We start from the raw sequence: 13696 nt of genomic DNA, 5'->3' as shown, positions 1-13696 counted from the left end.
CGCCGGTGATGGGGGTCAGGTGGCGGTGGTGAGGGCGGTGAGGAGGGCCTTGGTGGGTGGGGGGTAGGGCGGGTCGCCGAAGGTGGCGGCGTAGACGTGGCGGGTCGAGCCGGGGATCTCGGTTGCCTCCACGGCCGGGTTGCGGTGGGCGCGCAGGGCCAGGCCCGGGAGGACGGTCAGGCCCATGCCTGCTGCCACCAGGGCCTGGACTGCCACGATGTCGTCGCTGGTGAAGGAGATGCGGGGGTCGAAGCCGGCCTTCGCGCACATGTCGAGCAGGTGGCTGCGGCAGCGGTCGCAGCCGGCTATCCACTGGGCGTCGGCGTGGTCGGTCAGGGGGCCCGCGGGGCCGGGGGAGACCAGGTAGCTGGGGTCGTCCAGCAGGTGGAGCATGTGGACGCCGTTGTCCTCGGGGGCGGTGTCGTCGTAGCGGAACATCACGGCCACGTCTACTCGGCCGGCGCGAAGCAGGCGCAGGGCTTCGGGGGGTTCGGTTTCGGTCAGGGTGAGCTGGAGGCCGGGGTGGTCGGTTGCCAGGGTTCTGGCCGCCTGGGGGACGAAGGTGCCCAGGGCGGAGGGGAAGGCGGCCAGCCGTACCTTGCCGGAGCGGAGACCGACGTGGGCGGCGAGTTCCTCGGCGGTGGCGTCCAGGCGGGCGAGGATGTCGGCGGCGCGGTCGGCCAGCAGGTGGCCCGCTTCCGTCAGGCGGATGCCGCGGCCTACCCGCTGGATCAGCTGGGCACCCGTCTCGGCTTCCAGGCGGGCCAGGTGGTGGCTGATGGAGGGCTGGGAGTAGTGCAGCTCTTTGGCGGCGGCCGTGACCGAGCCGCGGCGGGCCACTGCGACGAGCACCCGCAGCCTGGATACATCAAGCATGTCTATGGATATCCCCAAATACTTCTGTTGGACCTATGAATCTCATTAGAGCACCGTAGAAGGGGAAGGCGGAATAGCTCTATTCCCTAGGGGGAAACCATGAATATCGCGTTGGCCAGGCCGGGACTCGATCACCTCGTGTCCGGCATCGGAGACATCGTGGCCAAGGACCTGTCGCCCCGGGACGCCGCCTTCGCCGTCGCCGACTTCCTCCGGGTCAACCTTCCCGGCCTGGACATCCTCACCGACGAGGAGCGGGCGGGGAAGCCGGACACCTACCACTCCTTCCCGCTGCACACGCAGGAGGAGTTCTCGATCGTCGCCGTCGTCTGGCGGCCCGGGCAGGAGACCCGCGTTCACGACCACGTCTCCTGGTGCACGTTCGGCATCCTCAGCGGGGTGGAGTACGAGACCCTCTACCGGGACATGGGCGACCATCTTGTGGAGATCGGGCGGGCGGCCAACTACCCGGGCGAGGTCAGCGGGTTCGCCCCGCCCGGCGACATTCACAAGGTCGAGAACACCAGTTCCGAGGTCGGCGTCTCCCTGCACGTCTACGGCGCCGACGTGGGCCGCCTCGGCTCCAGCGTGCGCCGCTACTACGACCTGCCCGTCCGCTAGATCGCGGCACCCCAGGACCGGCCGGGCAAACCGCCCGGCCGGTCAGCCGGGAAGCTCGCGGCCGCCCCGGCGCTGCTCGCCGGACGGATCGGGCGAGCCGGACGGGTCATCCGGGTCATTCAGGCCGGCCCGGATCGCCTCCAACCGGGCCGCGGCCTCGGCGTCCACGGTCGCCCGCTCCACCTCGATCATCCTGGCCTCGACCGACCCGGAAGCCACCTCGCCCTCACCCAGCGCCCGCGCGTACCGCTTCTCGATCTTGTCCCGTACCTGCTCCAGCGTCGGCGCCGCACCCCGCGGCGCCAAGCCGGACATGTCATTCAAGATGTGGTTGAGCCGCTCCTGCATCTTGGCCTGGTCGAGCTGGTTCAGCAGCCGCATCCGCTCGGCCGCCTTCTGCCGCAGGGCCATGGCGTTGTTCTCCACCGCCGCCCTGGCCTGCGCCGACGCCTGCCGGGCTCGCTGATGCGCCGCCTGCAGGTCACGCAGCACCGCCTCGGCCGCCACCAGCCGCGTGGCGAACACCTGGGCCGACTCCTCGTACTCCCGCGCCTTGGCGGGATCCTGCCCGGCCAGCCGCAACGCCTGCCGGGCACTGGCCTGCAGCCGCTCGGCCTGTTCGACCGCCCTGCCGTACTTGAGCTCGATCTCGCGCTCGTTGCCGATGACGGCGGCGGCCTGCTGGGTGAGGCGCCGATGGTGTTCCTTGGCCTCCTGAATGGCCTGCTCGATCTCCACGCGCGGGTCGGCCAGCTCGTCCAGGCGTCCGGACAGGGCGGCGACCAGGTAGCGCCAGGCTCTCTTGACCACCTTCAGCATCAGGTCTCCAAGGCTCTGCGGGTGATCTCTTCGGTCTCGTGCAGGCCCAGCCGGATGCCGTCGAGCTCACCGGCCAGCTCGTCCAGGGCCTGGGTGGGCTCGAGCGCGCCGGTCGCCGCCAGCGCCGACAGCTCCACGACGCGGGCGGTGAGCCCTTCGATGCCGAGCGTGCCGGACTCGAGCCGGGCCAGCAGCCGTTCGCGCGTGCCGCGCAGCCGCTCGTACACCTCCAGTTGCGCGCCGACCGCCGCCTGCGACCTGGACAACTCCTCGGCGACCTCGGCGGTCCGGGGCCGCTTCAGCCGTTCCGCCTCCTCGCGCAGGAACGCCACGTCGATGCCGTCGAGCGCCCCGGCCACGACCGAGGCGTGCCCGGCCAGCCGCCGCAGCGTCTCCAGCGCGTCGCTCACCTGCGGCCGCATCGCCGCGACCCGCTCGGCCAGCGGCCCGTCCGCCATCGCCGCGCCGACCTGGGCGAAGCGCCGCACCGCCGCCTCGGCGCGACGCAGCCAGCCCGCCTCGTCGCCGCCGATCTCGGGGTACGGCTCCGCCGCCGCCTGCAGCCCGGCCACCCCGGCCTTGGCCAGCCAGACCGTCACCCCGACGAAGACCGCCCCGGCCGGATGCACGTTCACCGCCCATGCGGCGCCGCCCGCGGTCACTCCCAGGAGCACACCCCACGGATCACGGAGTTCGTCGAAGAATCGGGGCATCAGAAATTGCTTACCACCGCCGTGAAGACCTGGTCGATACTTCCAGGTTTGCGGGAGTCGTAGGCGGCCGCGTCGGTCGCCTCGGAGATCTGCTTGAGCACCGTCAGGTCCGCGTCCTCGCCGTAGGCGATGGTGAACAGGCGGACGGTGTCGGCGCCCTGCTCGGCCTTCAGCTCGGGCAGCAGGTTCGCCAGCGAGATGCTCTGAGGGTCCTCGTTCTGGCCGTCGGTGAGGAAGACCACCGCGTTGATCGCCGCGCGGTCCAGGTTGCCGAGCACCGTCCGGTGGGCGGCGAGCGCGGTGTCGTACAACCCGGTGCCGCCCTCGGGGGACAGACTCTCGATGCGTTCCTTGAGCTCGCCGCGGTGCTCGGCGGTCATGGGCGCGACCCCGGTGAGCGGCAGGTGGTCCTTCAGCCCGTCGCGGTGCAGGGAGAACATCCAGAGCCCGATCCGGTCCGCGGCGCCGAACTGGGGCAGGGCGTTGACCGCCGCCTGCTGGGCCAGCTCCAGCTTGGTCTTGCCGGTCTCGGGCACCGGGGAGCCCATCGAGCCCGAGGTGTCGATGACCAGCAGCACGTTGGCCGGCTTGCGGAGTTCGGCCCAGCTCAGCAGCACCTTGTCCAGCACGTTCGGCGCGGGCGGCTTGAGCGTGGTCTCCGGCTGCCGTGGCAGCAGGCCGTTGGCCTCGGTGATCAGCTTGCCGGGGGTGCCGTCGTGGCCGCGGAAGGCGTAGTCGGCGAACTGCGCCTGCTGCCGCGGCTCCTGCAGGTACGCCAGGAAGTCGGCGGCGAGCCGGGTCTTGACCGGATCGGCGCCCTTCAGCAGGGCGAAGGGGTTGTCGGAGAAGAGCGTGCCCTCCTTGGGATAGATGGCCACCAGCGGCACCTTGGGCTTGGCGTGCTTGCCCAGCGTCTTCGGGTCGCCGGTCGGGTTGCCCTGGTTGTAGTCCCAGACGGACTTCTCCTCGACGGTCACTGCGGAGATGTAGGTCAGCCCGGCCCCGGCGTCGTCGGCGCGTTGCAGGTTCGACAGGAACGTCAGCGTCGTGTCGCCGTAGTGCACGATCGAACGCTCCATCGTCTGCACGAACCGCCGGGTCTTGGCGTCGGCCACGTTCTTCTCGGTGAGGTCGCCCGACAGGCCGGTGGCGGCGAAGTAGGCCCCCACGGTGGCGTTCAGGCCGGAGGTGGAGAAGTTCGGGTTCGTCTTGCCGAGCCGGAAGGTGCCCCATTCCGGGTGCCCGTACTTGGCCCAGCCCTGCCCGGACAGGTCGAGGACGTCCGACCAGCCGAGCTTCTTGCCCGGCCAGCCCAGGGCTTCGGCCATGGGCCGGGGCATCGCGATGACCAGCGGCGTCCTGGCCACCGACGGGTTCTCCTCGGCGACCGGCGAGGGCTTGTCGGCGGCCGCGGTGCGCTGGCGCAGCAGCGTGAGCCAGCTGCTGCTGGCCGGTGACCACACGTCGGGACGCGGGCCGTCCACGCGTTCGTCCCACCGCGTGGCCAGCGCGACCAGGGCGCTGCCGCTGGGCTTCGTGGTGACGACCACGTCGGCGCAGCGCCCGTCCACCTCACGCCCGTTGTAGGTGGCGGCGATCTTTCTGAGCAGCTCGGCCTTCTCCGACGAGGCCAGCACGGCCAGCTTGGTGCCGGCGTCGCCGCAGGCGAGCTTCTGAGAGGGTTCCTCGGGATTGTCGGCTCCCATCCCGCCGAAGAACACGCGCAGCCCCACGATGAGGCCCCCGGCAAGGATGATCGCGATGATGAACGGTGCTAACCGGCGCTTCCGGCGCTGAGTCTGTGGGTACACCGCAGCCTCCCCGTGTCCGCTATCTATCCGACGAACGAGAGCCCGCCGGAGTTGCAGCCACGCGCATGGTCAAGAGCGCGCCGGCAAGGGAGGCCGTGGCCAGCAGCGCGGCGGCGCCGTACAGGAAGGCCACGCCCGAGGCGAGGACCAGGCCGCCGAGGACGGTGCCGAGCCCGATGCCGGCGTAGATCGCGGAGGAGTTCAGGGAGACCACCAGGGCGGCCTCGGCCGGGGCGGCGGTGATCAGGCGGTGTTGCTGGGCGGGCGTCTGGCACCAACTGCTCGCGCCCCACGCCGCGCCGAGCACACCCACCAGCACCGGTACGGCGGCGCCGGACGCGGCGATCCAGGCCAGGGCGCCCATGGCCAGCGCCATCACGGTGTATCCGGCGGTCAGCACGTGCCCGGCGCCCCACCGGTCGGTCGCGTACCCGGAGAGCAGGTTGCCGGCCACCGCGCCCGCGCCGTACAGGAAGAGCATCAGCCCGATCGCCCGCACCCCGACGCCCTCCAGGGCGGGCACGCTGTAGGCGTAGGCCGTGTAGGCGGCGCCCATGCCCAGCACGGTCAGGGGCAGCACGCGCAGGACGGCGGGGTGGCGCAGGGCGGCCAGCCGGGTGCGCAGCGGGACGGCCGGGTTGCCCGGCACCTCGGGCAGCACGGCGTGGACCGCGGGTGCGACGGCGAGGCTGAGCACGGCGACCAGGGTGAGCGCGCCGCGCCAGCTGAGCTGCTGGGCGGCGAGGTTGCCCAGCGGCACGCCGAGCGCGGTGGCCAGGGTGAGTCCGCCGACGACGACGCTGAGCGCGCGGGCCCTGGCCTGGGGCGTGGTCAGGGACGCGGCCACGGCTCCGGCGTTGGGCGTGTAGGCGGCGGCGCCGAGTGCGGCCAGCACGCGGGTGGCGATCAGGACGGGCAGGGTGGGCGCGAGCGCCGAGCCCAGGTTGGCCAGGCCCAGGACGACGAGCGCGGTGACGAGGAGCGGGCGGCGCGGCAGGCGGGCGGTCAGCGTGGCCATGATCGGCGAGCCGGCGGCGTAGGCGAGTGCGAAGGCGGTCACCGACTGCCCGGCGGCCGCCTCGGACACGTGCAGGGCGGCGGCCATCTCGGGCAGGAACCCGGCCACGACGAAGGCGTCGGTGCCGACCGCGAACGTGCCCAGCGCCAGCACCCAGCTTCTTATCGGGATGTTCAATGTCCCTATTCTCCTCACGAAAAACGCCCTAGGTCGTCAGGCGGGCATAGCGCAGGCGCATCCGGGCGGCGGCGCCCGGCGGGGCCGTGGCCACCAGGTCGGCCACGGTCTGCGCGGCCAGCTCCCGCCGCCAGGCCAGCTCGGCCCGGCGCATGGCGGTGGCCACCCCGCACGGCCGGGCGAACTCCGGCGCGGGATCGACTCCGTTCTGCCGGATCTCGGTGCAGCGGAACAGCTCGTCGGGACCCTCCAGCGCGCTCACCACGTCCATGAGCGTGATCCGCTCGGGCGGCCTGGCCAGCAGGAAGCCGCCCCTGGCCCCGGGCATCGAGGTGAGGACGCCCGCCCTGACCAGCGCCTGGAGGCGTTTCTTCAGGTAGGCGGGCGGCAGCTCGAACAACGTCGCGAACTTCGCCGTGGACACCGGCTCCTCGCCGAGCCACGCGAGCGTGAGGCAGCAGTGCAGCCCCCACTCGACCCCTTCGCCGATCCGCATAACCGGGATATTACACGTCCCGGTTAGCGGACCCGTCCGTGGAGCAGCTCCACCAGCGTCGCGTGCGTCTCCTCGATCGGGCGCTCCGGGTGCATGACGCGCCGCTCGATCGAGACCGTCAGCACCATCCCGAAGATCGCCGTGGCCGCGGTGTCCACGTCGAGGTCGGCCCGGACCTCGCCGCCGGCCGCAGCCTCGCGCAGCACCCCGGCGTAGACGCCCAGCGCGCTCTCGCGCAGCTGCGCCACCGCCTCCTGCCAGGCCGTGCGCCACATCTCGGCCAGCAGCACCCGGGCGAACGGGCCGTACTGCTCGAAGAAGCGGAGCTGGCCCAGGACCACCGCGTCCAGCCGGGCCAGCGCCGTCTCACCCTTGGCGGACTCGGCCAGCGCGTCGGCCAGCTTGCCGATCGAGAACTCCAGCAGGGCGCCGAACAGCGCCTCCTTGCTGCCGAAGTTGTAGAAGACCGTGCCCTTGGCCACCCCGGCCCGCTCGGCGATCGCCTCCACCGTCGTGGCGGAATACCCCTGCTCGGCGATCAGCTCGATCGCCGCGCCGAACACCTTCATCCGGGTCCCGGCGCGACTCACAGCGACAACTCCGGGTGCAGGCGCTTCATGGACCACATGCGGCTGCGCTCCACGGCCAGCGCGGTCAGCGCCAGCCCGAGGGCGAGGAAGGCGGAGAGCACCCCGCAAGCCTGCCACACCACGGTCAGATCGCCACCGCTGATCAACCGGCGCAGCGCCGACACCACCCAGCTCATCGGCAGCCACGGCGAGATCGTCTGGAAGAAGCCCGGCGAGGTCTCGATCGGATACGTGCCCGCGGCCGAGGTGAGCTGCAGCATCAGCAGCGCCAGCGCCGCCACCCGGCCCGGCGCGCCGAGCAGCGCGTTCACCGCCTGCACGATCGCCATGAACGCCGCCGCCGTCAGCAGCAGCAGCCCGGCCACACCGGCCCAGTGCGCCGCCTCCAGTCCGAGCGCGAACTTCAGTACGGCCAGCAGCACGCCCACCTGGGCCACCCCCAGCGCGGCCGCGGGCAGCCAGCCCGCGAACACGATCCGCAGCGGGCCGGAGGCGCTGGCCAGGCGCCGCTGGTTGAGCGGCTTCAGCACCATGAACGCGATCATCGCGCCCACCCACAGCGCCAGGGGCAGGAAGAACGGGGCGAAACCGGTGCCGTAGTTCGGCACCTCGTTGTCGACCGTCTTGGCCAGCCGTACCGGATCGCTCATCACGTCGGTGCGGGCCTCGCGCTGCTGCTTGTCGTAGTCGGGGATCTTTCCGGCGCCCTCGTTCAGGCCGTCGGCCAGGTCCTGCGAGCCCTTGGTCAGCTTCGTCATGCCCGCGTCCACCTTGCCGGCGCCGTCGTGCAGCTTGCCGACGCCCGACTGGAGCTGGCCCGCGCCGTCGCCGAGCTTGACCAGGCCGCCGCCGAGCTTGCCGAGCCCGCCGTTGAGCTGGCCCAGGCCGCCGTCGAGCCGGCCGATGCCGCCTCCGAGCTTGGTGATGCCGGCGGTGACCTGCTGGGAGCCGTTCTCCAGCTTGACCGCGCCGGCCTCGGCCTTGGTGACGCCCTCGCCGGCCTTGGCCGCCCCGGACTGCAGCTTGGCGGCGCCGTCGGCCAGCTTGCCCAGGCCCGCCTCCAGCGCGTTGACCTGGTCGCGGATCTGGTCCAGCTTGGGGCCCAGCTCCGGCGCCAGCGCGGCGACCTTGCGGGCGCTCCTGGCCAGCTCGCGCGCCTGCTCGGCCAGGTTCGAGGTGCCGCCGAGGCGCTCCTGGAGCTGGTCCGCCTGCGCGGCCGTGCGCTCGGCCGCGTTGGCCGTGCCGCGCAGGAGGCTGCGCAGCCGCGGGTCGGCGTCGCCGTCCAGCAGGTCGAGCGCCGCCCGTGCCTGGGAGGCGGTCTCCTGCGCGTTGCCGCTGGTCCGCTGGGCCAGCCCGTCCAGGCCGCCCGCGAGCCGGTCGGCGGCCTCGGCCACCGCGTTCGCCGCGTCGGCCACCACCGGGCCGTACTGGGTGAGCACCGGTACGTACTTGTCGGCGAGCTGGTTCACCGTGCCGCTCTGGGCGGCGACCTGCTCGTGCGCCTGGCGGTTGCCGTCCGCGAGCTTGCCCGCGCCGTCGCCGAGCTGGTCGAGCCCGGTCTTCAGCTGACCCATCGCCTTGCGGGCCTGGCCGATGCCCTGGGTCACCTTCTGCGAGCCGTCCTGGAGTTTGACGGTGCCGCCCTGCAGCTTGCCGACGCCGTTCCGCAGCTTGACCACGCCGCCCTGGAGCTTCGCGGTGGCCGAGTTGGCGGTGCCGAGGCCGACGGTGAGCTGCTTGGCGCCGTTCTCCGCGGTGCCGAGGCCGTTGTTGAGCTGGGAGACGCCGTCGCCGGCCTTCACCGTGCCGTCGTGCAGCTCGCCCGCGCCGTCGGCCGCCTCGGTGGTCTTGTCGTGGATGTCGCCGATCGAGACGAAGACCTTGTCGAAGTAGTCACGGATGGCCGTACGGCCGGCCGCCGCCCGGACCTCGTTGAAGACCGCGTCGGAGATCGTGCCGACGATGTAGCTGCGGCCCGTGTCCACGCGCAGCCCGAGCTGCGCGGGCGTCGGCGTGACCTTGTCGTCGGAGGGCGAGGTGAGCCGGGCGCTGAAGTCCCTGGGGATGGTCAGCGCCAGGTAGAAGCTGCCGTCGTTGACGCCGTCCGCCGCCTCCTGCGCGGTGGTCCGGCGCCAGCTGAACACCTCCCGGTCGCTCAGCTCCTCGGCCAGTTCCTTGCCCGCCTCCACGGTCTTGCCGTCGGCCGTGGCCGGCTGGTCCTCCATGACCAGCGCGACGGGCAGCCGGTCCAGGTTCCCCTGCGGGTCCCAGAACGACCACAGGTACAGCCCCGCGTACAACAGCGGCAGCACCACCACGGCGGCCAGCGCGGCCCTGGTCAGCCGGGATCGCAACATCGCCTTCATGCCAGCTCCACCAGGTTCCCGATCCCGGCGGGAGCCTCGACCGCGGCGGCCACCACGGTGTTGCCCTCCGCGGTGAGCTGCCTGAGCAGGTCCCACATGACCGCGCACCGGTCGTCGGGCAGCCCGAGGTCGATGTTGTCGGCCACGATGACCTGCGGCTCGTCCAGCAGGGCCAGGGCCAGGCCGAGCCGTACCCGCTGCTCGCGGTCCAGCTCCCCGGCGCGCGCGTGCTCGCTCGCCGTCAGCCCGGCGGTCTCGAGCGCGCTCATGTACGGCCGGCGGCGCCGCTCCCGCAGGTGCTCTTTGACGGTGAGCGCCCGGTCGAAGTCGGTGACCCCGTCGACCAGGGCCAGCGCCGCCGCCTTGCGGATGGCCCGCGGGCTGGTGTGCCCGGCGACGGTCAGCGTGCCCGTGGTGGGCTTCATCCGGCCGGCCAGCGTGAGCAGCAGACTCGTCCGCCCACTGCCCGCCGGGCCCGTGACCACGGTGAGGGAACCCTTGCCGGCCTCGAAGGAGACCTCCGGGTACACCCCCTCGAGCGACAACCCATCGGCGACGATCACTGCTACTCACCTCTTGAACTGACCAGTCAGTACAAAAATGAGCATACCCGTGTCCAGGGCATGGGGATGTCATCCATGGTGAAATGTGGCGAATGGAACGCTTACGGCAGTTGGTCGGCGAGATGTTGCTCTACTGCTTCGTGGTCGTCCTGCTCACCGGTGGCTTCCTGGCGTTCTTCTTCGAGCCGAGCGGGGGGACGGTGGTCTACGACGGCGCGTACGAGCCGCTGCGGGGAACCTTCATGCCGGCCGGCTTCGCCTCGATGATCACCCTCAGCTATGACGTACGCGGGGGGTTGTTCATCCGGCAACTGCACCACACCGCCGCGATCCTGCTCGGCCTCCTGGCCGTCTGCTGGGTGCTGATCGGCCGTTCCCGGATCACCTTCCTGGCTCTGGGGCTCGTCTCGCTGGGCGGTCTCGCCGGCTTCGGCGCCGCCGACGATCTGCTGACCGGGACCTTCCTGGGGAGGGTGCCCGTCCCCGTCTGGTACGGCCTGCACCTGCTGGCCGCCCTGATCGTGGGTGCCGCCCTGGTCCACTCCTCGCGAGAGGAGGCGGCCCGGCAGCCCAGGACCGCCGAACTCGTCGGGCTGAGCCTCATCCTCACGGGGCTGCTGCTGTACGTGCTCTGAGTCAGCCTTCCAGGTGGCGCAGCGGGCCGGGCATGCGTGACTGGAAGTCGAGGACGCCTGCCCACGTCGGGCGGACGGCGATCCTGGCCATCGTGACCCCGGGCCGGTCCACGGCGGCGACGACCTGCTCGCCCTGCTCCTCGCCGAAGTAGCGATGGTGGGCCAGGCGGTACTCGTGGACGATGCCGGCCACCTCGACGACCTCGGCCGGGCCGCGGATCAGCAGAACCTCGGGCGGCGGGCCCTGGGCGTCGATGGTCAGCGCGACGTCGGGCCTGGCGCGCAGGGCCGCGATCTTCGCGGCGCCGCCGAACGTGGCCATGACCACCTCCTCGCCGGTCCAGTGGAACATCATCGGGAACACCCGGGGCGTCCCGTCGGATGCGACGTAGGCCATCCGGGTCAGTTCCTTCGAGGCCAGCAGCCTGGCCGCCACCTCGTGCTCGATCAGCCGCAGGTCGCCCTGGGGCAGGCGCTCGCTCATGGTTGCGCTCCTCTCGTCGGTGCCTACCCAACCATGGGTACTTGTTTTTTACAAGCATGCTTCTGAATATGGATCACGGGAATCTTCGATGCGTACAACATTCGCAATAGGAACAGCGTGCGCTTTGCGCACATCGTGCGTATAGTGAACGCTGTACACATCGCACGGCCGGCCCGGCCGGCGGAAGGAGATTCCTATGGCGATCAGCGACTCCCGGTACAAGACCGCCGAAATGCTGCTGATGCACAACCGGCGCAAGCTCGTCTTCACCGGCAGGGTCCGGCCCAACTGGCTCGAGGACGGGGCCCGGTTCTGGTACAAGTCGGACACCGCGACCCGGCGGCAGTTCCTCGTCGTGGACCCGGAGGCGGGCACCCGCCGTCCCGCCTTCGACCACGAACGGCTGGCCAAGGCCCTGGAGGCGGCGTCCGGCCATGAGGTGAGCGCGGTCAAACTGCCCTTCTTCTTCATCGCGCTGGCCGGCGACGCCGTCTATTTCGCCGCCTTCGACAAGAACTGGCAGGTGTCCCTGGACACCTACGAAGTGACCGAGACGCCGGCCCCGCCGGCGGTCGACCCGATCGAGGCCGTCTCGCCCGACGGGCAGCACACCGTTTTCCGCGACGGGCCCAACCTCGGGCTGCGCCGCATCGCCGACAACCACACCCGGACGCTGACCACCGACGGCGACGCCGACCACGAGTACGGCGTGAGCCCCGACTACTTCCAGTACGACAACTTCGTGAAGGTCGCCGGGCTGTCGGAGAATCCGATCTGCGCCCTCTGGTCGCCCGACGGCACCAAGGTCGTGACCCATCGCTCCGACCAGTCGGGCATCGGCCTGGCACACCTGGTCGAGGACTGGCCCCGCGACGGCAGCCGGCCCAAGCTGCACCCGCAGCGGCTGGCCTTGCCCGGCGAGGAGAACATCCCGCTGGCCGAGATCACCGTGGTCGACGTGGCCGGCGGCCAGGTGGTCAAGGCGCAGGCCGAGCCGGAGCTGATGACCGTCGTCTCACCGGTCGTGCTGCGCTGGGTGTGGTGGGCGGAGGACAGCTCGGCCGTCTACTACCTGAGCCAGCCCCGTGACCTGCGCACCCTGAGCCTGCGTCGGATGGATCCGGTCACCGGCGAGGTGACGACGCTGGTGAGCGAGAGTGGCCCCACCCGGGTGGATCCCACCCAGATCCGGCTCAACTCCTTCCCCATCGTCAAGGTGCTCAACGGCGGGGCGGAGGTGCTGTGGTACTCCCAGCGCGATGGCTGGGGCCACCTGTACCTGTACGACACCAAGACCGGGGAGCTTCGTAACCGGGTCACCTCCGGCCGCTGGACGGTCCAGGAGATCCTGCACGTGGACGAGGCCGGCCGTACCGTCTATTTCCTGGCGAACGGCCTGATCGGCGACGACCCCTACCGCCGCTCGGTGTGCAAAGCCGGCCTGGACGGCGGCGGGTTCACCCGGATCACCGACGACGCCCTCGACCACGCGGTGGCCGCCTCACCCGACGGCCGCTTCTTCGTGGACAACGCCTCCACGACCGGCACCCCGCCGGTGATCACCGTGCGGAGCTGGGACGGGGATGTCCGCGTCGAGCTGGAGCGGGCCGACATCTCCGCCCTGCAGGCCACCGGCTGGAGCGCCCCCGAGCGCTTCCGGGCCAAGGCCGCCGACGGCATCACCGATGTCTACGGCCTGCTCTACAAGCCGCACGACTTCGACCCGGACAGGTGCTACCCGGTCATCGACTCGGTGTATCCCGGACCGCAGGTCCCGCGCGTGGTCCCGACCTTCGACCCGGGCGCGTTCGGCTACGAGGCCGAGGCGTACGCGGCGCTGGGCTTCGTCGTGGTCGCCATGGACGGCCGCGGCACCCCCGGCCGCGACAAGGCATTCCACGACCACTCCTACCTCAACTACCGAAGCGCCGGCGCCATGGAGGACCACGTCGCCGCGATCAAGGAACTGGCCCGCAGCAGGCCGTGGATGGACATCGACAAGGTGGGCATCACCGGCGTCTCCGGCGGCGGCTACCAGACCGCGCGGGCGATGCTCGACCACCCCGAGTTCTACAAGGTCGGCGTCTCGCGCTCCGGCAACCACGACTCGCTGACCTACCTGCAGGGCTGGGCGGAGATGTTCGACGGGCCGGTGGGCGAGGTGGACTACGCGCTGTCGTCCAACGCCGAGCACGCCAACCGCCTGCAGGGCAAGATCCTGCTCATCCAGGGCGGCATCGACACCAAGGTCCTGCCCGAGCAGACGCTGCGCTTCGTCGACCGGCTCATCGCCCACGACAAGGACTTCGAGCTGCTGATCATCCCCGGCACCGAGCACCTCTACCTGGGCTTCGAGCACTACCTGTTCAGGAAGATCTTCGACTACTTCGTCCGCAACCTGCTCGACGAGGAGCCGCCGGCCTACCGGCTCGCCCCCTCGGTGCTCGACCAGGAGGCGCTCGCCGAGATGTTCATCGGCGGATGATGACCCGGCCGGTCCCGGGCGGTTGGGGGACAGCCCGGGACC

At 71.2% G+C, this 13696-nt stretch carries 13 protein-coding genes; 3 read left to right on the top strand and 10 right to left on the bottom strand.

The genetic code is table 11. The features are described 5' to 3' along the window. Positions 1–15: 15 nt before the first annotated feature. Complete coding sequence (locus FVE25_RS29470; RefSeq protein WP_157250352.1) at positions 16–876, bottom strand: LysR family transcriptional regulator; 861 nt, start codon at positions 874–876, stop codon at positions 16–18. A 99-nt stretch (positions 877–975) separates the two neighbouring features. Between FVE25_RS29470 and FVE25_RS29465 the strand changes: the two genes are divergently transcribed. Further along, positions 976–1497 (top strand): cysteine dioxygenase family protein, encoded by a 522-nt coding sequence (locus FVE25_RS29465; protein WP_157250351.1) that lies wholly within the window; start codon positions 976–978, stop codon positions 1495–1497. Between the two features lie 42 nt (positions 1498–1539). Here the strand turns inward: FVE25_RS29465 and FVE25_RS29460 are convergent, their stop codons facing one another. The 8 genes from FVE25_RS29460 to FVE25_RS29425 are packed head-to-tail and all read right to left on the bottom strand — an operon-like array spanning position 1540 to position 10050. Next, positions 1540–2316, bottom strand: a complete 777-nt coding sequence (locus tag FVE25_RS29460) for a PspA/IM30 family protein (RefSeq protein WP_157250350.1) — start codon at positions 2314–2316, stop codon at positions 1540–1542. Further along, on the bottom strand, positions 2316–3029 hold the full coding sequence (locus FVE25_RS29455) for a hypothetical protein (protein ID WP_157250349.1): 714 nt from the start codon (positions 3027–3029) through the stop codon (positions 2316–2318). The genes FVE25_RS29460 and FVE25_RS29455 overlap by 1 nt, the downstream gene beginning before the upstream one ends. Then, positions 3029–4840, bottom strand: a complete 1812-nt coding sequence (locus FVE25_RS29450; RefSeq protein WP_157250348.1) for a substrate-binding and VWA domain-containing protein — start codon at positions 4838–4840, stop codon at positions 3029–3031. Before FVE25_RS29450 ends, FVE25_RS29455 begins: the two co-directional genes overlap by 1 nt. Before the next feature lie 19 nt (positions 4841–4859). After that, on the bottom strand, positions 4860–6035 hold the full coding sequence (locus tag FVE25_RS29445; RefSeq protein WP_219825700.1) for an MFS transporter: 1176 nt from the start codon (positions 6033–6035) through the stop codon (positions 4860–4862). Positions 6036–6063: 28 nt separating this feature from the next. Further along, the gene (locus FVE25_RS29440; RefSeq protein WP_157250347.1) at positions 6064–6531 is read right to left on the bottom strand and encodes an RrF2 family transcriptional regulator; all 468 of its coding nucleotides are present in this window, start codon (positions 6529–6531) and stop codon (positions 6064–6066) included. Positions 6532–6554: 23 nt separating this feature from the next. Further along, a complete protein-coding gene (locus tag FVE25_RS29435; RefSeq protein ID WP_246267619.1) occupies positions 6555–7121 on the bottom strand; it encodes a TetR/AcrR family transcriptional regulator in 567 nt (188 codons plus the stop codon). Then, complete coding sequence (locus FVE25_RS29430) at positions 7118–9487, bottom strand: YhgE/Pip domain-containing protein (protein WP_157250346.1); 2370 nt, start codon at positions 9485–9487, stop codon at positions 7118–7120. The genes FVE25_RS29435 and FVE25_RS29430 overlap by 4 nt, the downstream gene beginning before the upstream one ends. Beyond that, positions 9484–10050 carry an ABC transporter ATP-binding protein gene (locus FVE25_RS29425; RefSeq protein ID WP_157250345.1) on the bottom strand — a complete coding sequence of 189 codons (567 nt, stop codon included), beginning with the start codon at positions 10048–10050 and terminating at the stop codon, positions 9484–9486. The genes FVE25_RS29430 and FVE25_RS29425 overlap by 4 nt, the downstream gene beginning before the upstream one ends. A 92-nt stretch (positions 10051–10142) precedes the next feature. Here FVE25_RS29425 and FVE25_RS29420 point away from each other — a divergent pair, with 92 nt between their 5' ends. After that, positions 10143–10685, top strand: coding sequence for a hypothetical protein (locus tag FVE25_RS29420; RefSeq protein WP_157250344.1), 543 nt, complete (start codon positions 10143–10145; stop codon positions 10683–10685). Position 10686: 1 nt separating this feature from the next. Here FVE25_RS29420 and FVE25_RS29415 read toward each other — a convergent pair whose 3' ends face one another. Then, positions 10687–11169, bottom strand: a complete 483-nt coding sequence (locus tag FVE25_RS29415; protein WP_157250343.1) for a pyridoxamine 5'-phosphate oxidase family protein — start codon at positions 11167–11169, stop codon at positions 10687–10689. Between the two features lie 196 nt (positions 11170–11365). Between FVE25_RS29415 and FVE25_RS29410 the strand changes: the two genes are divergently transcribed. Further along, a complete protein-coding gene (locus tag FVE25_RS29410; RefSeq protein WP_157250342.1) occupies positions 11366–13654 on the top strand; it encodes a S9 family peptidase in 2289 nt (762 codons plus the stop codon). Positions 13655–13696 lie beyond the last annotated feature (42 nt).

Origin of the sequence: Nonomuraea typhae, assembly GCF_009760925.1 — a bacterium.
GTDB classification, from domain to species: domain Bacteria; phylum Actinomycetota; class Actinomycetes; order Streptosporangiales; family Streptosporangiaceae; genus Nonomuraea; species Nonomuraea typhae.
The sequence above is the reverse complement of the archived record's forward strand: the minus strand, read 5'-3'. Positions and strand labels throughout refer to the sequence as shown.